The sequence below is a fragment of the Kineothrix sp. MB12-C1 genome (genome assembly GCF_030863805.1).
Classification (GTDB): Bacteria; Bacillota; Clostridia; order Lachnospirales; family Lachnospiraceae; genus Kineothrix.
Window position 1 is genome coordinate 1,184,968 of record NZ_CP132957.1, and the last position, 21,993, is coordinate 1,206,960.

A 21,993-nucleotide genomic window follows, 5' to 3' on the forward strand; every position below is an offset into this window, starting at 1 on the left:
CAAAAAATTTGATAAATTCTTTTTTTCATTTTCCATACCATTCAAACATGGATTCCTGTCCCATGAAAATAATGCTCCCTATTTGTTCTTCCTCTATCAGCTGCTGGATGTCCATAGAACGGTACTGGAAATCATCCAAAAAAACGGTACGGTTAAAATGAGATGCCAGTAATTTCCTCGAAGGCCGTCCCTGAGAGTCGGAAATCAACAGCAGATTAGGTTTATCCGGTTGATAAAAATCAAACTCGACTACTTCCGCCTGACCTCCATAATATGAAAATTGATGGTCGAAATCCACATCCCGCACAATTTTTCCGTTCGCATACTCTTCTTCTAATCCAATTTTCGCTTTTTTGCCGCCTACATAAGAATCGTATTCGCCCAAATCAAACTGATATGTACGGAATACATCCAACTGTTCTTCCGTAAAGTCAAGGATCGCTCCTCCTTTTAATCTGGTGAATAAAAGATTGTCATAGTCATTTTCCGCTTCCGGTACGAAAAGAGGGGTAAGCTCCATATCCGCTTCCAGCATTTGATAGATGTCTGTATAAACTTCATAAGACCCCCTGTTATTCACATGGAAATCGGTCTTATACCCCGTTTCCATATAATGTTTTACATCCTTAATCACAAATTGTCCGGTGCGAATTTCCGTGTCCTCCCCTAACTGTTTTTCAAAATAATCGGCATAGGAAAACACCTTAATCTTATCCTGGGCATACCAGTCCATATCGGTAGCACGGTTAATAAAATAAGTATAAATCGGGATTTGCGGGTTTGCCGCCTTCAAAACATTCCACTTTTTTGCTGTCTGTTTCACGGCATTCTTACTGTTCCCATTTTCTCTATTGGGCTCTGAAATAAGATAATCGGAATCTCCCAGAACATATTTTATATTTTCCCCATAAGTGACCTTAGTCAGCTTGATATCCGTCACCCCTGCATAATCCGATTTCCCATCCGCTTCCGTTTGTGTTTCACCTGCTGGATTTCCTTGTGTTCCGCCTACCGCTTCCTTCCAGGAATTGGTCTTACTGTCCACTTTTTCTTCGGAATAGTCCTTCTTTTTCTTTTCATTCTCTACAAGCGGTGCATATGCTTCTAATACTTGTTCCTCCTCCGCTCTTTGTATTGTTTCAACGCTGAAGGGTTCCTCAGCACCGCAGCCACCCGCCAAAAGCAAAACAAAAACTGCCCCCGCCGCTATTTTCATATTGGTTCTGAATTGTTTCATGATTTCCTCTATTCTAGCTTCTGCTTTCTCTGCTGATAACTGAGTTATATTAGCAAAGCCCTGATTCCGTAATGTATACAGACTGCATTTCCTCCTGATATTTGCAATCCGCATCCAAAAGAATACGGAACGAAGAAAGCTCCGCCATAAGATTTCCGTCTTCCGTTAAAACCGTCGGCGCTTCCAACTTTACTTCTTTGTCGTTTACCAGCGCTTTGTCGCTTCCTTCGGTAAGAATAATTGTTTTTTCCATTTTTTCATCGACGATAGTGAGTGTATTCCCTTCCTGCGTACAGACAAGGTCACGGCTGAAATATTCACAGATTTCAGCCATCGGAACCATTACTTTTTCTTCCGATTGGTAGGCGGATACCATAAGTTCCAAATAATTGCCGTTTAAATATACGGCAATTTCTGTTTCCTTTCCTTCTGCTTCTTCCTGTCCGTTATTTTCCGTGCTTATCGACTCCTGTGTCTTGCTCTGTGTTTCTACTTGAGGAGGTTCTATTACCTCTTTTTCTTCCTTTTTGCAAGCGGTCAATAAAAGCGTCAATAGGAGTATGGCGATGTATGTTATTCGTTGTGTTCGTTTTAGAGGAAGGGGTAGTATTCTTCGGTTGACTCTTTCTTGGCTCATTCCTTCTCACTTCCTTTCTTTCTTCCTTGATTTCACTTTTGGTTTCCACTATAGTTTTGTCTTGAATTCCATTCCGGTCTTCAATATTAGGATTATTCGCTTCTGTTTCAGGCTCTTCTTCCCAAATCTCCGGTTGATATTCGCCAAGCCAAAGCTTTTTCTTGGCCTTATTTAAAAAAGTCAATGGCGTCATCATACTGCCGTCATAGGCCACCACAGTTCCTGAGATTTCCAAAGAAAAGCTTTTCTGCTTTGTCAGCTCGCTCAGCCCTGCCGATGCAACGCCTTCCTTGACATGTGCGATAACAATTTCAGCTGCCTCCGGCCTGCTAAAAAGCAGTGTCCCCCATATATACGGCTCGGTATCCACTATATATACTAAATCTTCTTTTCTTAAACTGTTTTTTATGGCATCGGAAATCTGCCCGATGGCCTTTTTCATATCTGTCGTTCCCAGCAGGCGGTTCAAATCTTCCTGATAGGTCAGCCTCCACAGTACCAGTTCCAATTCCATTTGATAACGGCGTGATATATTCATATAAACCGAAGCATCTCTTTCAAAACCGAGCAGATTATTCATTTGTGTCAATTCATCTATGGTAACGTATTTTTCTATTTGGCGTACCAGTTCTTTATTTTCTTCATCTAGTAAATGATGTTGTCTGACGTAAGAAGAAATTGCCACAATCGTCGCTACCGGCCAGAAAATCCAAAAATAGACATTGGCAGGAATTGCATTTCCCTTGTTAATGGTTTCAAACACCGTCAGCGCAATCAACAAAAACACAAAAATAATATCCAGAATCAATCCGATCTTAATGGATGTAAAATAGGTAACCAAAAGCAATATGGTTACAATACATAGAATAATCATATTTGCCGCCAGATTCACATGGTCAAGGGAAATAAATAATACCGCAATAAAAAATAAAATTAAAACTGCTTGAAAAGAAAGATCGGAAAGAATAGAATGTCTCCTATTATTCATCTTATTCATCCCTCCTATGCTTTATCCAAATCATAATTAACGAAAGAGTCATCAGCAATAAAACAGAACCTCCTATAATGAGCAGGGCAGCTATGCTACTCTGTCTTGTCATTTCAAATAAGAGAGAATATTGCTTTCCGTTATCCGGTCCAAAACGATGACAAGCGATAAGTTCCCCGTCCGTAACATATCCGTCTCCGAATATCTGCCAGTTTTTCTCAACACTTCCCAAATAATCGGCTGCTTTTGCCATTCCCTCTTTTGTTACCCCACTCACTGCCAAAAGTGCATATTTATTAGCGCTGTACGGAGAATATAATAGCTGTGCCGTTCCTAAGGATGCACCGTAATTAGCTTCTATCTTCATCTTTTCGTTGGAACGGAGCGTCGTTCCTTCGGGACTGAACTGAAAATATAGTTGATTGTTAATCTGCTGTACAATGGGATTGTCCGAAAGGCATCCGATACTGATTATATTAGATGCTGATAAATCTCCCATATTATCAGCTCTGCAAACTCTGATAGTTCCGGAATTATCCGTTTGATAACGTCCGAGGGTCAAAAGAATCTTCCGCATCGCATCCAACTCTTCTTTGCCTTCCTCCACCGGAAGAATAATAACGACCTGATTGAGCCTTCCCTCATAAATGAACGGACCGGGATAATAGTCGAACAGCAGCCACGGCACTTCCTCCGTCTTCAAACTTACCGTACTTTCATTGGTCACATAAGCCCAGGGCATTTCCTGCCTTCTAATATCACACATCAGATCCTTCATTTCCAAATCAAAGGTAACACGCAGAGCAAAGTTTCCCGTAACCTGAAGGTCATCCGGTATGCTCACTTTCAAGACATCACCATTAGCACTGCTTTTCTCCAGCTTTTTACTTCCAATCGGAATATCGTCTATATAAACCGTAACCAGGGAACGGTCGAAATCCAAATTTTGAGCATATCGGAAATGGATTTCCGTCTCACTGCCCGCTGCAATACTTTTATTGGCATTCATCGGCACCGTAAAGAATGCCGTCTGAATAAAAGGTCCGCTTACATAACTGCCTGTCTGTGTCAACAGGTAATGAACTTCAGGGAGCTGGAGGACATTGACATCTTCTTCTGCCGCCACTTTTCTCCAAACGGCCTTTGTCTGCTCCATATTGGACTTATTCCCAAACAAACGGCATGCATTCTGCATGGACGTTGTATCTTTTCCGGTCACTACTAAAAGATCGGTTCCTCCTTGCGTTTCTACAAATGCAATAATGGAACCCTTTTCTGCCGCTGCTTTTTGTTCTTCGCTGAGTAAAGACTTAATATTGCCGGGAAGTCTTCCGTATTCGCATACATATGCCCCATATCGGTAAGCCGACATATCTTTTAATTCTTCTATCTCTACCAATGCCATTTTTTCATAATCCAAAATTGCATTAAGAGAAATTCCGGATAAAAGATACGCTGCCGATGTCAATTCATTCTCCGTAGGGCCTTGCGGCAAAAATACCGCACTCTTTTCATTCTCCAACCCCTCTATGGATGTCATCTGCCGGTAAACATCCGCTACATTCCTGCACACAACAGTCGGCTTATAGGAAACGGAAACATGAGAATCCTCTCTGACCACCATCCAGCTTGCAGTAGAAATATCATCCTCGCACGGGTCATTTTCATTCGTACGGATATAGGATTCCATACGGATACTGTTCGCGCCTTCTGTAAGCAATCTTTTTGGAAGTGTTATGGTAAGCTCCTGTGTTTCGCCTGCTGTCAGCGGAATCTTCTGGGAGTAAATAGGCTCACTGTTTAAAGATACCGTAAAATCCGATACCTCTTGCCTTACCAAAGTCGTCGCCGTATAAATAATGGTTGCTTTGGCATCCTCAACTTCCCAGTCTCCCACCTGAAAATATTCTTCACAGGAGGCAAATAACCCCTTCAAATCATGGTCAGCAGAAAAGTTTTCTTCATGAAGTTGCATTTGTTCCTCTGCACTCACATTACCTGTTATGAGCAAACTCATAGCTGCAATAAGGGCAAAGGAGCAGATTATTTTTTTACTTATCATTTTTTCTATTCTCCTGCATTTTCTATACATCGTACTGAAGTTTATTCTTCGCCTTTTCAAGTGCCAAAAGAGGAGTATCTTCGTCTTCTTCAATAAAATGAACTCCGACTCTGACATCCAGCCTCGGGGCATTTTTCCCCAATATTTCCGAAAAATCCATTTCCTGCATTTTTTCTTTAATGCGGGTTTTTAAAAGTTCTTCGCTATTTTCATTTGTCAAAAGAAGTATTCCCCATTCATAAGGATCTTTAGATAAAATATAAACAACGTCCTCTCTACGGAACGTATTCGCCATCACTTTCGAAAGTTCCGCTACGGTCTGTTCCATTCCCTTTTTCCCGATGATCCTTTTTAAATCATCCGCATAACGGAATTGCCAGACAATAAGCATAAAGCCTATCTTGTAACGCGCTGCTATTCTTTGGTAAACGGGAAATTCCATCTCATATGCCTGAATATTTTTTAATTCTGTCATATCGTCCACAATACTGAAATGCTGTGCCCATTTTCTCAATTTAATATTTTCTTCTTCAATCTGGAGCATATTTCGGAATATGGTATTAGATATCACCGTTAAAAGAGGAGTGACTATCACCCAAAAATAAAAATCGGACTGAATCGGTATTCCATAAGAAAACTGTCTATATAAATACCATGAAAATCCTGCAAAAATAACAACAGTATTTAAAATCAGTCCGAAGGTAACCGCCGTAAAATGTGATATGATTAAAATGGCAAAAACAATACATAATGCTGCAACATTAAAAGAAACATTTTCCGAAAAGACAATAAATGCCACACAGACAAAAAGCATTACAAGTAGTATCATATATGCGATATCTGCTCCTAGCGATAATCTTTTATTTTTCATTTATTTCTTCCTCCATACTTGATCAACAGCATCGCTGCCGCCAGCAATATCAGCACTAATACCGAGCATACGATAATCAGCGGAACATTTTCGTCCATTACGGCAGGCGACTCTACCTTCGGCGGCTCTACTCTCACTTCCGGCTGTCTGATGTAAGTATATTTTATAGACTCACCATCCGTATATAATAGATCTCCTTTCATTTCCCACATCCTTACGTATTGCCCTAAGAATTCCAGCGTCTTTTTCATACTTTCATTTGTCTGTCCGGTTATCGTCAGTACGGCATGCAGTTGATTTCCATAGGGGGAAATTCCAAGTATTGCACAGCCTCTTTGACCGGTCAGGTTCAATTCTTTGGTATTCATGTGATTTCTTCCCGCGGCGCCGATAGAAATAATGTTGGTGTCGGCTAATGCCTCAAGGTTCGGATTGCTTATCACTTCTAATTTTCCGGCATTGCTTTTCTGCCATCTGCCAAGTGTGAGCAGTAGTCCCGCCATAACATCCAAGTCATCCTTTTCCCATTCCTCAGGCAGAAGAATCTTCATATCCGAGAATTCTCCGTCCCGAATAAATGGAAATGGATAATATTCAAAAAATACTTCTGTGTTTTCTGTTGTCGTCCATTTTAACATACTCGTATCGGAAATGTATGCCCACGGAATTTCCTCCGCGGTCAGTTCACACCATTCTCCTTTCGGATAAAGTGCGAATCTTGTTTCCACTGTATAGCTTCCTGAAATACCGATATCTTTCGGTATGGCAAACAGCTCCGTTGTTCCATCCGCCCCTTCCTCGGTCAATACCCTGCTTCCGATCGGAGTTCCGTTAATATATACTGTTAAAAGCGATTTGTCAAAATCCAGATTGGAAGAATAACGATAGTCCAGGCTTAACTGTGCGGACTCCGACGGTATCCGGTTGGTCGGACACTCAATTATGAAGCTTATACTTTGCTCAAAATTCCCCTTAACCTGCGCTCCGAATGGAGTGAGCGCTATATATTCGTTCCATTGGTAGGAATCGGTCCGATAATCCTTCTCTTCACTAATCTGCTCCGTTTTTTGGGTAAGCGTTGGAATAATATCCGGATTAGAAAGCATATCTCCGGCTTTCTGTAATGCCGTATCATTGTTTCCTGTTACAAGAAGGACTTTCGTTCCTTCATATTCCAATAAACAGATCAAGGCATTGTTTTTCGCATAATTTTTCTGTCGTTCAGAAAGCAGTTCCAATAAGAAATTCTCAAGCCTATCAAAACGTTCTATATAAATAACATAGGGCACCTGTCTTACATCCATTTCTCTATGCATCAGTCCCGCACGAATTCTTTCATAATCCTCTGCCGCATTCTGTGAAAAACCCGATAATATTTTAGCCATAGAAGTCAATACCGCATCATTTGTCCCTTCTTTCGTAAGTATCATCGAATGCTCACCTTTCAGCGCTTCCACGGAAACAAACTTTTCATAAAACTCCGCAATACTGGAAATCTCACCAACTGACCGATATTTAATCGTCACCCCGGAATCGGAAAGGATATTCATCCAGGTGGAAACAGAAGAATCATCCACACAGGCATCTGTTGTCTGCCCGCGCAAATACGCTTCTACCGTAATAGAGTGTGTTCCCTCGGCCGTCAGCATGTCTTCCGGAAGTGTTATCATATAACTTATTATCTCCCGGCTCTTTTCGGGAACAGAAAAGGTTTCAACCGGCTGCCCATCAATCAAAATAGTTAAATAAGATACTTCCCTGTTGACTAACTGTGATATCATCATGCGCAGTTCTAATTGTGCCTCTTCCACTTCCCATTTACCAATATGGAAATACATCGTGCTGCTGTCGAACAAACCGCTTAACTTAGTATCTGTCCCCCATGTGGTCTTAGAGACACTTTCCTCTGCTGCTAATACTTCCTGTTTATCGTTCAATAATATAAAAAACAAACATGCAAACAGCAGTATTATCTTATTTCGTTTTTTCAACTTTTTTTTATTTGCTTCCGCCATAAAATACTAGAACCTTTCTGTTTTGTACCATGTTGTTTCTTTTTTCTTTATTTTATCTTCCATAAATTTATAAAAACCATACGCTGCCACTGCCATCCACATCTTGGAATAAGTAAAATACATCAACGCAATCATAAGGAGATTAGATACACTCATCTCACCTTTTTCCGTGGACAAGGTAACGAATGTTCCAATTATAAACAGAATAATTGCCATGCTCCACAGTAAACCGCTAAATCCTGCCAAATTCAAATGGACCCAGCCTATTAATGTAAAAATCAAAACAGTATCTGAAATAATCAGCGCTGTCAGCAAGACAAAATAAATGGATAAAAAATAACAAATGTCAAAGCGGACTTTTTTACCTTCCTTCTTGAATATCAAAGGAACATATTTCACCAATACATAAATATTCCCTTTTACCCATCTGGTCCTTTGTTTAAACCAAACCGGTATCGTCTGCGGTTCCTGTTCCCATGTAACGGCCGCCGGAATAAATTTAATCCGGTATCCCATCATATAAATACGAAAACTAATTTCCGTATCCTCCGCTACGGCTTTTACATCCCAACCTCCGATCGCCTCCACGATGCTTCTTCTTATAATGAAGTTGGTTCCCGGTATGGTGCAAAGCCGGAAGAGTCTCCATCTTCCGGCCTGTGCCATCCACTGAAACGACAATGTCTCAATATTGATAAATCGGGTTAAAAGACTTGCGTCCCTGTTTCTGGTACGAAACTTTCCGATTACCGCTCCCAAATTATCGTCCAATACCAGTTCCTCCACTAGCAACCGCAAGGCATCCCGTTCCGGAGTATTGTCCGCATCATAAATAGCAATAAATTCACCCACACAACGCTGATAACCGATATTTAACGCATTTGATTTTCCTTTTCCCCCTGTCACAGCGTCCGTATTAATGACCGTGAGATTTCTGTCCGGATTTTTCTTTTGTATCCGTTCCAATATATTCGCACTGTCATCGGATGAGTTATCATTGATGATAATAATTTCGTATCTGTCCATCGGATAACGGAAACGCAAAAGAGCTTCTACCGTCTGACCGATCACCTTCGCCTCATTATGCGCCGGTACCATGATGGATACAAAAGGTAGTTTTTCTTTCACAAGAGGTTCTCTTTCTTTTGCTTTCTCGCAGCTTAAATAGTATTGGTATCCTGCGATAATCAATACTATATTTACCATTAAAAGCAGCCATATCGAAACAATCGCTATTAAAACGATGATATTTGCAGTTATCATGTATTTTCTTTCCTCTTTTATTTTATAGTTGTATCTATCTAAAGAACTTACGCCGATACCACTTCCGCCCAATCATTAAAAATATGCCCAATACCAATACGCTGGCTCCGACTACCACCAGCAGGAAGCGGTCGCTGGCATTAAAAAATAACTCAAACGCAACTTCTTCTTTTTCGCGATAGACAAAGTCTTCCGGAATCTCCTTTTCAAAATACAAATCTCTGACATCACTGTATTCTTTTTGTAAGTCGGTAAACGATAGCCATTTTTGATTTAATTTGTCCAAACACAGATCGAATTCTTCTTCCGTCAAATCCGCTGTAACACCAAACATAGTATCAAAAGGCAACTCTCCGAAATACTTATTTTCGGAAGTAATTTGCTCCAATTCCTTCATGGAAAACTGATATGGTGTATTATCGATTGCTCTGAAATATATTTGTTCCTCCGTAAGTGCATTTTGAAAACGAAGCATCTTATCCGCAATAGGCTCTCGTTCCATCTCATCTTCCAATAATAAAGGCTCATGAATTAATATAGTACCTCCCCGGCTTTGCATATAACGCAAAACTTGTGCAAATCTTAAAAACGCCGGATAATCCAGATTATCATAAATCGGCATGACACTGACAAGAAACGGAATTCCATTATTATTCAGCTTATCCGCCCAGACACAAAGCTTATTTAAATCCGAAAAAAAATATACTTCATCCAGCATAAAATATGTTTTTCCATTTTCTTTTATTCCCATTTGCCTTTTTAGCAAAGAACCTAAAAGTATTTTGGATACTGCATTATTATTATCATAAACAGGAACATAGAAATTTCCGTCCGTTGCCTGTACTGCAAACGGAACTTCAATATCCTCTCCAATGAGAAGAGTCCCACTTTTTTTACCGGTTGTAGCGGTGAGGGCGGAAAATTCATCAAGAAAGGTTTTCTCTCCCTCATATCCATCATAAGAAAAGCGAACCCCTTTCCTCCGGTATCTTGTCAACTCACTTTCCGGAACCTCGGTAAATTCAGCACCCATACAAATTGCCGGAATTCCTGCCGCTAATATATCCTCATATGGTTTTGCCGTTGTAGCAATAACATAATCCGCATCTTTTAAACTATCCTTAGTGTAGCTGCTCTCCGCCAAAACAGTGACCTGCATCCCATACGCTCTTGCGAGCCCCGTTTCCACGCTCAAATCTTCTCCGTTTTTTCCGATAATTAGCATGTTATTTTCATTTTCTTCCGCTGCTCGTACCGGAAGGGAGAAGCTGCTTAGTATGAGCAAAAACAGTGCCGTAACAACTGTTTGCCTTCTTCTTTTTCTTATAAAATTAATAATCCCTTTGAAAAGATTGGCAGTAAAAGAAGCAAAGAGCGGTGCAAAGCAAATATAACTGATCAAATCGAAAGAAACATTGTACATAAAAATGTGCTTTGCCAGATCCGCGTCACCTGCGCCGACAATAGATGTTCCTATTTGTATAACGCCCATGAGCATAGTGCATAGTATAATCTGAAGTTTTTTCTTGTCACGAAAGCTGATTCCACATGCGACAAGGAACCATATCAAAACAAATCCTATTGTATTCGGAACAAGCTGCTTTTTCAAATCACTATATAACGTAAAAAACTGTGTCTGCTCTCCGGGAGACCTTCCCGCTTCCCTCTCATAATTCCCCTGTACCGCAGGACGTATCATATAACCGTTGGTTACCGCTTTATCCAGCATCATAATTAGCTCATTAGGATGTGTGACATAATAAATGGAAACGGAAATAAATCCGTATTTACTATAAAAATCATCTATAAACTGCTGGCTTTCCACTTCCACTGCCGGATAACGCTCATAATAAATGGAACTGTCCAAAATAGAATACTGTCTGTCTATACCGAATTCATCCAAAGCTTCCTCTGGATTCTCTGCCGTCATCAAAACTCCCCTCGCCATCGCATGGTATTGATTGATCCATACAAAACTCTCCGGAATGATGAGATACATGACGATTCCGCATATCGCTGCTAAAACGGCACCGCCAGCCACAAATTTTCTTAAGAGCGTTCTCTCTTTCGGAAGGAAAAATACCATGCAGATAAAAAGAATAAATAATGGCAGCCCTTCTGTTGCGTTCTGCTGTTTCGTGAAAATTAATATAATACTGTTAACGAGAACAGAAAGAAATAAAAGTAATGGCGAATATCTTTTTTGTGTCATCAATAACGCGCTTGCAATCAAAATAAGGGTAGAAACATATACCAGACCTTCCGCGTAAAACGAATTAAAATAAGCCGTATATGCCGTATCCGCAAACATGACCACACCTATTACTGCAAGCAGCATTCCCTGAAACAGGCTTTTTCGATAGGAAATATAGTCAATCAGCATAGCAATTCCGATTACTAATTCTACCAGTAAAAAAACAGATAAAAAACGAATGTCAAAAATTCCATTGTCGGAAGAAAACAAATTGTTCAAAAAAACCGCCGTCTGAATATATAGGTTCTGACTGGAAAACATGTTATCTTCATTCTCATTATAATTTTGGTACAGACCGAATTTACTGCTGAAATAATTAAGATACTGATCGTCCTCATAACGGTCTAATTTATAAATCCCCTGACCGCTAATCGTTCTGTAAAAGTCTCCATTGTCTGCCATTCCAATTAAAGGGTGTATCATTAAAACCATTATCATAATAGCCGTGCTCATTATGGCCGCCACCACGGGCGGTGACAGTATGGTCCGTCTTAAAAAGTGTCCGGCTTTTTTCATTCCGTCATCCTCTCATAATATTCATAAGCAAGTAGTGCCATCCCCTGATCAAATGAATAAATTCCGGTTCCGTCACTACCCCCGAATATTCCATAAAATTCATTCTCTGCATCTGCAATACGAAACTGCTCCATTTTATTAATTGCCTTTCCTGCGATATCCTCTCTTCCTTCTTCTAAGGCCGTCATCACAATCAATGCATAAACCGACGTCGATTCATAATATCCATCTTCTGACGGACTTCCATCTATGTCATAAGCGGCATATACACATCCTTTTTCCAATTCATCCGCAATCCAATCCATTGCCGTATCCGGCAGTTCTCCCACTTCCGCCAAATGAAGAAGTGTTGTCATTGCTTCCGCCATATTTAATCTAGTTCCCTCATATTTTTGTTTTGTATAATCATAATAACTGTAATACAGTGGAAATTTTTCACTTATTCTGCCGTTTTGTATCAAATCTAATGTATTTTCATAGACTTCCAAATATCGCTTATCATTTTTCTTCATCTGTTCCAGTGTGGCCATATCCCCGTAACATAAGGTAAAACGATCTGCCTTCTGTTCCATCTTAATATCATAGAAGTCAACAGGTCGCCCTTCTTCAGTATTATACAGAAAAACTGCATCTAAATACTGCTGATAAAATGCCAGGTTCTCCTCCTGCATTATTTCTGCTTTTTGAATAGCCCCGATAATACGCAAATCATCCACAAGTGCATTGACCGCCGTATCCGTCTTCTCCGAAATCACCCATGGCATAAACCCTTCGGGAAACATTTTTGACTTTGTATAAGTCCATAAGTGGTCAAACATTTCTTTATTCCCCGTGAGTGCCGCATACTCCATTAAAATCCCCTGGCTCTCGCTTAAAATATCCTCTCCGGAAGGAATGCTTTCCTCCGACGTCTTATAATTTGTCCTAATACCGCCTTCTTCTGTCATCAGCAACGGAAGTAGCTGTTTTGAATAAGTGAAAGCCTTACCGTCCTTTGCTTCTGAAATCATATTCTGAAGTTGCCTCTCAGTAGGTGTGCTTCCCTGAGACATAGCAATAATCCTTCCCTTATTATCCGTTACCAATAAGGTTGGTACCATATTCAATCCAATTTCCTTATATGCCTTGCGTTCTTTATCAAAAAGCGTTTTGGTTTGTACGTGCTTTTCCTCCAATATATGCAATGCCTTTTCCTTAGTTTCCTTCTCTCCATCCAATCTATCTACTGCAAAAAACCTTGCCCCCATACTTTTCGCCGTTTGAGCCAGTATATCCATTTTTTCTACACTTTCCTGACAGTAAGGGCAATAACTCGCCCAAAACAGAAATACGGAGATACCTTCTCCTTGTTTCAAGGGCGAGATCTCTTTTCCGTCTTCCTCCTCTAAAACAATATCCGGCATTTTCTGGAACAAGTGAACGGCTTGATTTTCGTATACTGCTTTCTTACGCTCCTCTTTGCCGCTTTGTATTTCATTTTCAAACAAGGTGCGAAGCATAAAAAATAACAAAAATAATGCCATTGCTAAAAAGACAATGCTCACAATCCATATTCCGCTCTTTTTTGCCTTTCCTTGTTGATTTTTCATCCCAGTGTTTCCTGCCCCCATTTTCTTAGTGCTTCCACTATATAACAACTTGCTTTTCCGTCTCCATACGGGTTAACTGCCATTGCCATTTGTTCATACGCCGTTTTATTATGCAAAAGTACTTCCGTTTCTCTTACAATATCTTCCGTTTCCACACCTATAATCCTCACAGTTCCCGCTTGTACCGCTTCAGGCCGTTCCGTTTCTGTCCGAAGTACCAATACGGGTACACCGCAGGATGGTGCCTCTTCCTGAAGTCCGCCGGAATCGGTCAATACTAAATAGCTTCTTCTCATTAAATTATGCATGTCTTGCACATCAAAAGGTTCTGTCAAGTAAACTCTTTCCTGGTTTTTTAAAATATTTTCTACCGTTTCCCTGACTGCCGGATTAGGATGTACCGGATAAACAACATTCACATCTTTATTGTTCTTTACAATCTGCTTGACTGCCTCGCAAATCTGTTCCAAGGGCTTTCCGAGATTTTCACGTCTGTGTGCGGTCAATAAAATCCATCTGCCCTTCGTCAAATCCTTTGTTTTTAATAATTCATTCTGAAATTCGTAATTTTCTTTTAATGTTGTATGAAATGCATCCATAACCGTATTGCCGGTTACGGTAATGCCTTCTGTAATACCTTCTTTTAATAAATTACTTTTATTATTTTCGGTGGGGGCAAAATGAAGTTCTGCAATCCTTGTCGTCAAAGTCCGGTTCATTTCTTCCGGGTAAGGAGAGAATTTATCGCCGGAACGAAGTCCTGCTTCCACATGTCCCACCGGAATCTTCTGATAAAATGCGGCAAGAGCTGCCACAAAGGACGTTGTTGTATCCCCATGAACCAATACAATCTCCGGTCGTTCTTTTATGAGGACATCCTCTATTCTCGTCAGGATATCTGCCGTAATCGTTGTCAGTGTCTGTTTCGGGCGCATAATGTCCAAATTATGATTTACCTTTATTTCAAATAATTCTAAAATCGGAATAAGCATTTCCCTGTGCTGTCCGCTTAAGCATACGATGCTTTCCATATCATGCTGTTTTTCAATTTCTTTTACAAGAGGGCACATCTTGATGGCTTCCGGTCTTGTTCCAAATACACTCATTATTTTCATTGCTGTTTTCTCCTAATCTATATTCGAGGATTTCTCGATAATATAGCGCGGTCTTCCTTTGCTTTCTAAATAAATTTTACCGACATACTCGCCTACAATACCTATTGAAAATAAAATCAATCCTCCAATTGCCCATATGGATACCATGAGAGTTGTCCATCCCACAATAGTTTCTCCTATGAAATGGCGGATAATACTGTAAATCAAAATTCCTATACTGACTAAAAAAATAAAAATACCTAAAAATGTTATTAACCGCAAAGGCTTTACACTTAACGAGGTAATCCCTTCCATGGCAAATATAAGCATCTTGCCAAACGGATATTTACTCTCACCTGCAAACCGTTTACTTCTGTCATAGTAAACAAAATCAGACGGATAGCCAATCATCGGTATTATACCTCTTAAAAAAAGATTGACCTCTTTAAATTCGCTAAGCCCTTCAAGTGCCCTCCGGCTCATCAATCGATAATCGGCATGGTTAAATATCAGATCGGAATACATAAATTTCATAAATTTATAATATCCTTCCGCCGTTACCCTCTTAAAAAAAGAATCGCTGTCCCGCTTTCTTCTCACTCCGTAGACAATATCTATTCCTGCCAAAAACCGTTCTATCATCTCATCCATTGCATTAATATCATCTTGCAGATCCGCATCCATAGTAATCACCATATCCGCATGCTCTATCACTTCCATTAAGCCGGCAAGCAATGCATTTTGATGCCCCTTGTTGCGACTCAAACAAATTCCCCCGAATAAGGTGTCTTTTTGGGTCAACTGTTCAATCATATCCCATGTTTTATCTTTAGAGCCGTCATTTACAAAAACCACTTTACTGGCTGTTGAAATCTTATCTCGCTTTATCAAATCCTGCATTTTTATTTTCAGCCTTTCCGTTATCGTCGGAAATACGTCTTCTTCATTGTAACAAGGTATGACCACATATAATATATTCTTCATAAAATCATCCATACCAATGCCTCCAAATCTCTTGATTTTTATTTCGTAATTATCAAATTTTAATTATATGCAGAATTACAAATTTTTTGCGAAATTTTATAAAATTATAACACATTTTCCCAGCACACCACTTGATACTTTCCATAAAAAATATGCTTTTTTTAATCTCTAATCTAAAATTTTCATTATATATTTCTCTTATTTTACAAATGGATTTTTATAATTTAGCCTAACCATTATATCGGTATACCACCCCTTTTAATACCGAATTTTTCCCTCATGGAAATAAGCCTCTCTATTTGTTCCGTCTGAAAGCAGTTCTGCTCCTCTAATATTTTATCGGTGATTAAAAGTATCTTGGCATAGTATTCCATCGATTCCAGTCGGTAGTAAGCATCATAAGCATCTTCTGACCACGTTACAGCACCATGATTTGCTAACAGCACTCCGTTATGTGTATGGCAGTAGGGTGCAATCACCTCCGCTACTTCATCCGTACCGAGTTCCGCATAAGGTGCAATCGGAACATCTCCAAGTGTGATGATCGCTTCCGCGAGTACCGGGGCATTCAGCGGAATTCCTGCAATGGCAAAGCAAGTGCAAATCGGCGGATGAGCATGACAGACCGACCGAAGCTCTTCATTTTCCCGATAAGCACGCAGATGCATCTTAAGTTCAGAAGATGGTTTGTGCGTTCCTTCCAACACATTACCATCCAAATCCACTTTCACAAGCATTTTCTTCTTCATAAAGCCTTTGGAAACACCTGTCGGTGTAGCCCATACCTCATTGTCTCCCGTCCGTATCGATATGTTTCCATCGTTAGCCGCCACAAAGTTTCTCACATACATACGTTGTCCAATATCGATAATTGCTTTTTTTGCCTGCTTCTTCGTCATATATTCCATGATAGTTTTCCCTTTCTTCCCCATCACATCTTATTACCATTTTTACGGTCAGCACAATAAATTATCCATTCATCTTCGCTTTTCTCTCGAATATCTCCTGTAAGGATTGCGTGAAAGGAGCCCTCGCGATACCATACTCGGTAACGATTGCACTGATTAAATCATGGTCAGTCACATCGAAGGCAGGGTTGTATACTTTAATTCCTTCCGGAGCCATCCTTTCCTTATACCACATCTGCGTCACTTCCTCCGCCGGACGCTGCTCTATATGAATCTCTTCTCCCGTAGGCGTATTCATATCGATAGTGGAAGTGGGGGCACAAACATAAAACGGCACGCGATATCTCTTCGCCACTGCCGCCACCACGGAGGTTCCTATTTTATTAGCAGTATCTCCATTGGCCGCTACCCTGTCACAGCCTACGAAAACTGCATCGATCCAACCGTTTCTCATAACTGCTGCAGACATATTATCACAAATAAGAGTTACATCCACCCCCGAAGCACTAAGCTCATAGGCTGTCAATCTGGCTCCCTGCAACAACGGCCTTGTCTCATCTGCAAATACGCGGAACTGATACCCCTTTTCCTGTCCAAGATAAATGGGCGCTGTAGCCGTACCATATTTGCTCGTGGCTAATTGCCCCGCATTACAATGAGTCAGAATCCCATCTCCCGGATTTACCAAGCTAAGCCCATACTCTCCAAGCATCTTACATACCCAGATATCCTCTTCCTTAATGGCGATCGCTTCCACTTTCAATCTCTCTTTAATCTGTGCCACCGGATATTCTTCATTTTCCCTACACACCTTTTCCATGCGTTCCAATGCCCACGATAGATTCACCGCTGTCGGACGGGAGGAATTTAAATATTCTTTCTGCTTCACGAATTCTTCCCGGAAAACATTATAGTCCTGTGTGTCGATTCCCTCTGCCAGCAAGTATATTCCAAAAGCTGCTGCCACTCCAATCGCCGGCGCACCTCTCACCTTAAGCAGATAAATCGCCTCCCATATCTCTTTCGCTGTCCTCAAATAAATAATCTCTGTGCGTCCCGGCAGTAGCGTCTGATCGATAATCGCTATCGCTCTTTGTTCTTCATCCAGAGCCACTGTTTCATATTCCATAATATTCTTTTCTTTCATTATTATTTATCCTCTGCTCTTCTCTTTTTTATCTCTCACGTCTAACTAACGCAGATTTCTGCATATTCTCCTCTGGCTGTCCGAAGCAAATCCTCAGGTACAAGCTCTATCTGTGATCCAATCCTTCCCCCGCTGACAATCATTTTCTCCAATTCCTTCGCTGAGCTATCCACCCTCGTCACATATTGCTTCTTCATCCCTATTGCAGTACAGCCACCTCTGACATATCCGGTCACCTCTAATAACTCCTTCATAGGAAGCATACTCGCCGACTTCTCCCCCACCGCTTTCGCTGCCTTCTTTAAGTCCAGTTCTTTGGCAATCGGAATTACAAACACATAATAGTTCTTGCTGATACCAACTGCAACTAATGTCTTGTATACTCTATTATAAGGCAATTTCAACATATCCGCTATCTGTAATCCATCGGTAAACTCTTCACATTCATAGGATAAGTGCATATATCCTATCTTATTCTTTTCCAAAATTCTCATCGCGTTCGTCTTGACTTCTTTCTGTTTCGCCATCTCTTTTCACGCCTTCCTCATCTTACCGTTCTCATATATTTTGTACCATTCTTTTGTCTCTTTGTAAACCTGAAAGAACAAAAGTGTGCTCGCCCACTCTCGCAATTTAAACTTTTAACAGCACAACTTTTGTTCCGCGCGTAGCTGCGCATCAATCGGTTCTTTAAGGAGTACTTTCCTATTAAGAACAAAAGTGTGCTCCACACACTCTCGCGATCAAAAACTTTGGCTGCACAACTTTTGTTCCGCGCGCGTAGCTGCGCATCAATCGGTTCTTTAATAGGAGTTTTCCTATTAAAGAACAAATGATTGACCAAGTTACCTCTAATTGCTATACTTAAAATAATTAACTTAGTGATGAAAGACTGGAGGTACCGCATTATGTTATTCAGAAAAAAAGGGGACTGTTCAGAAATGCACGGTGTCATTTCCTATGTGGAAAATACCATGAACGGAAAAGAGACTACAGACTGCCCGCAAAGCGATTATCCGATACATAGCACTATTATCAAATATTTTGACCAACTGTTACAAAATGAGCTCCGTATGTCCAATGCTGCTACACAGATATTAGATATTGCCACTTCAATCAGCTCTTTCGATGTGGAAATGTCTTTCATGTCGGAAGAACTGCTTCTTTTTGCCAAAGAATTGGCATCTCTTAGCCAATCCAATCTTGCCATTATGGAAGAAACTACGACGGCCATGAATGAAGTAAACCATGCCATCGATAATACTGCCCATACTTTGGACCGTCTCTCTGAAGAATCCACCTCTCTCGCAGAAAAGAATAATGAAAGCAATCAACTCCTTCACGAGGTAACCGAATTAAAGGATAATGTTATTCAGGATACTAATAATATGAACGAAAAAATAACCCAGCTCGTCACCCTCGCTGACGAAGTGGAGAAAATCGTAGTAAGTGTACAGGGAATTGCTAACCAGACGAATCTGCTCGCTCTCAATGCTGCTATCGAAGCTGCCAGAGCAGGGGAGCATGGAAAAGGATTTGCTGTAGTTGCGGATGAGGTTCGTACTTTAGCAGATGATACGAAGCAGAATCTAAGTGGCATGCAGAAATTCGTAAACGAGATCCACGAGGCCGCGAAAGAAGGAAAGCTCAGTGTGGAAAGAACACTCTCTTCCACATCCCAGATGGACGAAAAGATTGAGCTCGTTTCCACAACCGTAGGAAATAATATCGATATGCTGCATGGAGTCGTTCTCAGCGTTGAAGATATTAATCAATCCATGCAAGGAATCAAACATGCTGCTGCAGATATTAATAAAGCTATGGAAAACTCTAGCAAAAATGCGGAAGTTCTCTCTCTTATGACTCAGGATATTCATAACGATGCAGACGAAAGTGTATCCTTTTCCAAACATATCGCCGCTATTGATGACAGACTTTCCGATGTTACCGCTAAGCTATACGATGGACTTCTGACCGGAAGGCATGCCGTTAGCAATGAGGAATTCCATAATAAGATCGTAAAGGCAAAAACTGCACATCAGAACTGGGTAAATAAATTAGCAGATATGGCTGCTAATATGAAAGTCAGCCCTTTGCAGACCAATTCCAAGAAATGCGAGTTCGGCCATTTCTATTATACGATAAAAGTAAATCATCCTTCGATCATCGATAATTGGAAGAAAATCGCGCCTGTTCATCAAGAATTTCATGGCATGGGCGATAAGGTAATCGCCGCCATTCGTAACCAGGATGAGTTGGAGGCGAAACAACTTCTCTCCCAGGCAGAAACGATCTCCGGACAAGTGATTTCCTTACTGGATGAGATTGACCGGACCGTAAACGATCTGACCAAAAAAGAGATTAAATTATTCGAATAAGAATGAGCATAAATACATAGAAAAAAGCTGCTTCGTAACCATATCGGTCATAAAGCAGCTTTTCTTTTTATTATTTATTTTTAGATATTACAATATGTTTCTCTATATATAAATTATCCCCTTTTATTCCGCTTCCAACACCTCGTTGCTCATACTTGTTACTATTTATTCGCTGCGCGTTCTGCTTTCAGTCTCTCTGTCAATGCAGGAACAATCTTAGTGAGGTCTCCTACGATGCCATAATCGGCTACATCGAAGATAGGAGCTGTTTCATCCTTGTTGATAGCGATGATAACTTCAGATTCTTCCATACCCGCCAAATGCTGGATAGCACCGGAAATACCGATTGCAAAGTATACATTGGGACGAACAGTCTTTCCTGTCTGGCCTACCTGTAAATCCTTCGGCTTCCATCCCGCATCGACTGCGGCACGGGAGCAGCTTACAGTAGCGCCAAGCACGTCTGCAAGTTCTTCCAGCATCTTGAAATTCTCAGAATTGCATACACCACGGCCACCGGAAACGAGAATCTTTGCATCCATAATATCTTCGATTTCAGCAATGGATTTCACTACTTCGAGAATCTCTACATAATTATCATTCGGTGTGAATCCCGGATTAAATTCTTCCACAACTGCTTTCGCATTTTCATCCTTACGGACTTTCTGCATAACGCCCGGACGTACCGTCGCCATCTGCGGACGGAATTGAGGACATGCAATCGTTGCAATTGTATTTCCGCCGAAGGCAGGACGTGTCATAAGAAGCTGATTATGAAGCTGTTCTCTACCCGGAATCGGATTAATTGGATAATCACCGATCTCCAGTCTCGTACAGTCTGCCGTAAGACCGGTATGAACTCTCGCAGATACACGAGGACCCAAATCACGACCGATTGCAGTAGCACCAACCAGGAAAATGTCCGGTTTATATTTCTCAATTACAGAAGCGAGCGCATGGGTATAAGGCTCTGTTCTATATTCTTTCAGTTCAGGATCATCTACAAGGATTACCTTGTCTGCGCCATAAGCTGCGAGTTCATCCGCAAGGTTCTTCACATCGTGACCAACCAAAACGGCAGTAACTTCTGTTTCCAAATCTTTTGCAAGCTCTTTGCCCTTGCCAATCAGTTCCAAAGCGATTCCGCTAAGCTCGTTATCCACCTGCTGTGCAAAGACAAATACTCCTTTATATTCTGCTATATTCATTCTTATTCACCACGCTTTTCCTTTGATTTATTAAATGATATGTTTCTCTTTCAATCTTTCCATAATGTAGTCAACTGATTCTGTCGGGTCAAGGGTAACCTTCGCTCCCACACCCTTTCTTACTCTATCAGAAGCTCTTGCAATCTGTGTCGGAGAGCCTTTCAGTCCCAGGTTAGAATCTTCTACATCTACCAAATCATTTCTTCCGTATACAGTAATCTCTGCGCTGTAAGCGTCAAAGATACCGCCGGGAGTCATATAGCGGGGCTCATTCAATTCAGAGAGTGCTGTAATGAGGCAAGGCATCTTCGCTTTTAACACGTGATATCTGTCATCGAACTGACGCTCAACGATTACGCTGTCACCTTCGATTTTAATATCCTGTGCATAAGAGATAACCGGAATTCCCAAGTGCTCGGAAATCTGAGGTCCAACCTGCGCAGTATCTCCGTCAATAGCCTGACGTCCTGAAATAATTAAATCATATTCCAGATTGCGGATCGCTCCGGCAAGTGTCTGTGAGGTAGCCCATGTATCCGCACCGCCGAGCATTCTGTCCGTTACGAGAATACCCTTATCTGCACCCATAGCCATTGCTTCACGAAGTACTTCTTCCGCTTTCGGAAGACCCATAGTGATTGCAGTTACCTCTGCGCCGTACTGATCTTTTAATCTAAGTGCCGCTTCAAGTCCTGCCTTATCGTCGGGATTCATAATGGTAAGCATCGCGCCTCTGTCAAGTGTGCCGTCGGGATTGAATTTAACGCCACCCTTTGTATCGGGCACTTGTTTAATACAAACAACAATTTTCATTGTATTTTCACTCCTTATATTTTCATTTT

General features: G+C 40.9%; 17 protein-coding genes. 1 reads left to right on the forward strand and 16 read right to left on the reverse strand.

The genetic code is table 11. The features are described 5' to 3' along the window. Nucleotides 1-25: 25 nt before the first annotated feature. The 14 genes from RBB56_RS05535 to ybaK form a co-directional block, all read right to left on the reverse strand. Complete coding sequence (locus RBB56_RS05535) at nt 26-1,237, reverse strand: hypothetical protein (protein ID WP_306721382.1); 1,212 nt, start codon at nt 1,235-1,237, stop codon at nt 26-28. Nucleotides 1,238-1,286: 49 nt separating this feature from the next. Then, complete coding sequence (locus tag RBB56_RS05540) at nt 1,287-1,778, reverse strand: stalk domain-containing protein (protein WP_306721384.1); 492 nt, start codon at nt 1,776-1,778, stop codon at nt 1,287-1,289. After that, a complete protein-coding gene (locus tag RBB56_RS05545; protein ID WP_306721386.1) occupies nt 1,684-2,862 on the reverse strand; it encodes a GGDEF domain-containing protein in 1,179 nt (392 codons plus the stop codon). Before RBB56_RS05545 ends, RBB56_RS05540 begins: the two co-directional genes overlap by 95 nt. 1 nt (nt 2,863) lies before the next feature. Next, complete coding sequence (locus RBB56_RS05550) at nt 2,864-4,924, reverse strand: cellulose biosynthesis cyclic di-GMP-binding regulatory protein BcsB (protein WP_306721387.1); 2,061 nt, start codon at nt 4,922-4,924, stop codon at nt 2,864-2,866. Nucleotides 4,925-4,946: 22 nt separating this feature from the next. Continuing rightward, nucleotides 4,947-5,795 (reverse strand): diguanylate cyclase domain-containing protein, encoded by an 849-nt coding sequence (locus RBB56_RS05555; protein WP_306721388.1) that lies wholly within the window; start codon nt 5,793-5,795, stop codon nt 4,947-4,949. Beyond that, complete coding sequence (locus tag RBB56_RS05560) at nt 5,792-7,732, reverse strand: cellulose biosynthesis cyclic di-GMP-binding regulatory protein BcsB (RefSeq protein WP_306721390.1); 1,941 nt, start codon at nt 7,730-7,732, stop codon at nt 5,792-5,794. Before RBB56_RS05560 ends, RBB56_RS05555 begins: the two co-directional genes overlap by 4 nt. Nucleotides 7,733-7,816: 84 nt before the next feature. After that, nucleotides 7,817-9,073: a glycosyltransferase family 2 protein gene (locus RBB56_RS05565; RefSeq protein WP_306721391.1), complete on the reverse strand. Its 1,257-nt coding sequence runs from the start codon at nt 9,071-9,073 to the stop codon at nt 7,817-7,819. A gap of 34 nt (nt 9,074-9,107) precedes the next feature. After that, entirely contained in the window at nt 9,108-11,843 is a 2,736-nt protein-coding gene (wsfD, locus tag RBB56_RS05570) for a glycan biosynthesis hexose transferase WsfD (RefSeq protein WP_306721393.1), read from the reverse strand. Further along, entirely contained in the window at nt 11,840-13,432 is a 1,593-nt protein-coding gene (locus RBB56_RS05575) for a TlpA family protein disulfide reductase (RefSeq protein ID WP_306721394.1), read from the reverse strand. The genes wsfD and RBB56_RS05575 overlap by 4 nt, the downstream gene beginning before the upstream one ends. Further along, nucleotides 13,429-14,547: a non-hydrolyzing UDP-N-acetylglucosamine 2-epimerase gene (gene wecB / locus RBB56_RS05580; RefSeq protein ID WP_306721395.1), complete on the reverse strand. Its 1,119-nt coding sequence runs from the start codon at nt 14,545-14,547 to the stop codon at nt 13,429-13,431. Before wecB ends, RBB56_RS05575 begins: the two co-directional genes overlap by 4 nt. A 12-nt stretch (nt 14,548-14,559) precedes the next feature. Next, a complete protein-coding gene (locus tag RBB56_RS05585) occupies nt 14,560-15,522 on the reverse strand; it encodes a glycosyltransferase family 2 protein (RefSeq protein WP_331526608.1) in 963 nt (320 codons plus the stop codon). Nucleotides 15,523-15,746: 224 nt separating this feature from the next. Then, entirely contained in the window at nt 15,747-16,409 is a 663-nt protein-coding gene (locus RBB56_RS05590) for a class II aldolase/adducin family protein (RefSeq protein WP_306721396.1), read from the reverse strand. A 70-nt stretch (nt 16,410-16,479) separates the two neighbouring features. Continuing rightward, nucleotides 16,480-17,565 (reverse strand): S-methyl-5-thioribose-1-phosphate isomerase, encoded by a 1,086-nt coding sequence (gene mtnA / locus RBB56_RS05595; RefSeq protein WP_306721397.1) that lies wholly within the window; start codon nt 17,563-17,565, stop codon nt 16,480-16,482. 41 nt (nt 17,566-17,606) lie between these two features. Beyond that, nucleotides 17,607-18,092: a Cys-tRNA(Pro) deacylase gene (ybaK, locus tag RBB56_RS05600; protein WP_306721398.1), complete on the reverse strand. Its 486-nt coding sequence runs from the start codon at nt 18,090-18,092 to the stop codon at nt 17,607-17,609. Between the two features lie 381 nt (nt 18,093-18,473). Here ybaK and RBB56_RS05605 point away from each other — a divergent pair, with 381 nt between their 5' ends. After that, nucleotides 18,474-19,943, forward strand: coding sequence for a methyl-accepting chemotaxis protein (locus tag RBB56_RS05605; protein WP_306721399.1), 1,470 nt, complete (start codon nt 18,474-18,476; stop codon nt 19,941-19,943). Between the two features lie 161 nt (nt 19,944-20,104). Here the strand turns inward: RBB56_RS05605 and RBB56_RS05610 are convergent, their stop codons facing one another. Both RBB56_RS05610 and RBB56_RS05615 read right to left on the reverse strand, forming a co-directional pair. Continuing rightward, nucleotides 20,105-21,151 carry an electron transfer flavoprotein subunit alpha/FixB family protein gene (locus tag RBB56_RS05610; RefSeq protein WP_306721400.1) on the reverse strand — a complete coding sequence of 349 codons (1,047 nt, stop codon included), beginning with the start codon at nt 21,149-21,151 and terminating at the stop codon, nt 20,105-20,107. Between the two features lie 30 nt (nt 21,152-21,181). Next, nucleotides 21,182-21,964 (reverse strand): electron transfer flavoprotein subunit beta/FixA family protein, encoded by a 783-nt coding sequence (locus RBB56_RS05615; protein ID WP_306721401.1) that lies wholly within the window; start codon nt 21,962-21,964, stop codon nt 21,182-21,184. Between the last annotated feature and the right edge of the window lie 29 nt (nt 21,965-21,993).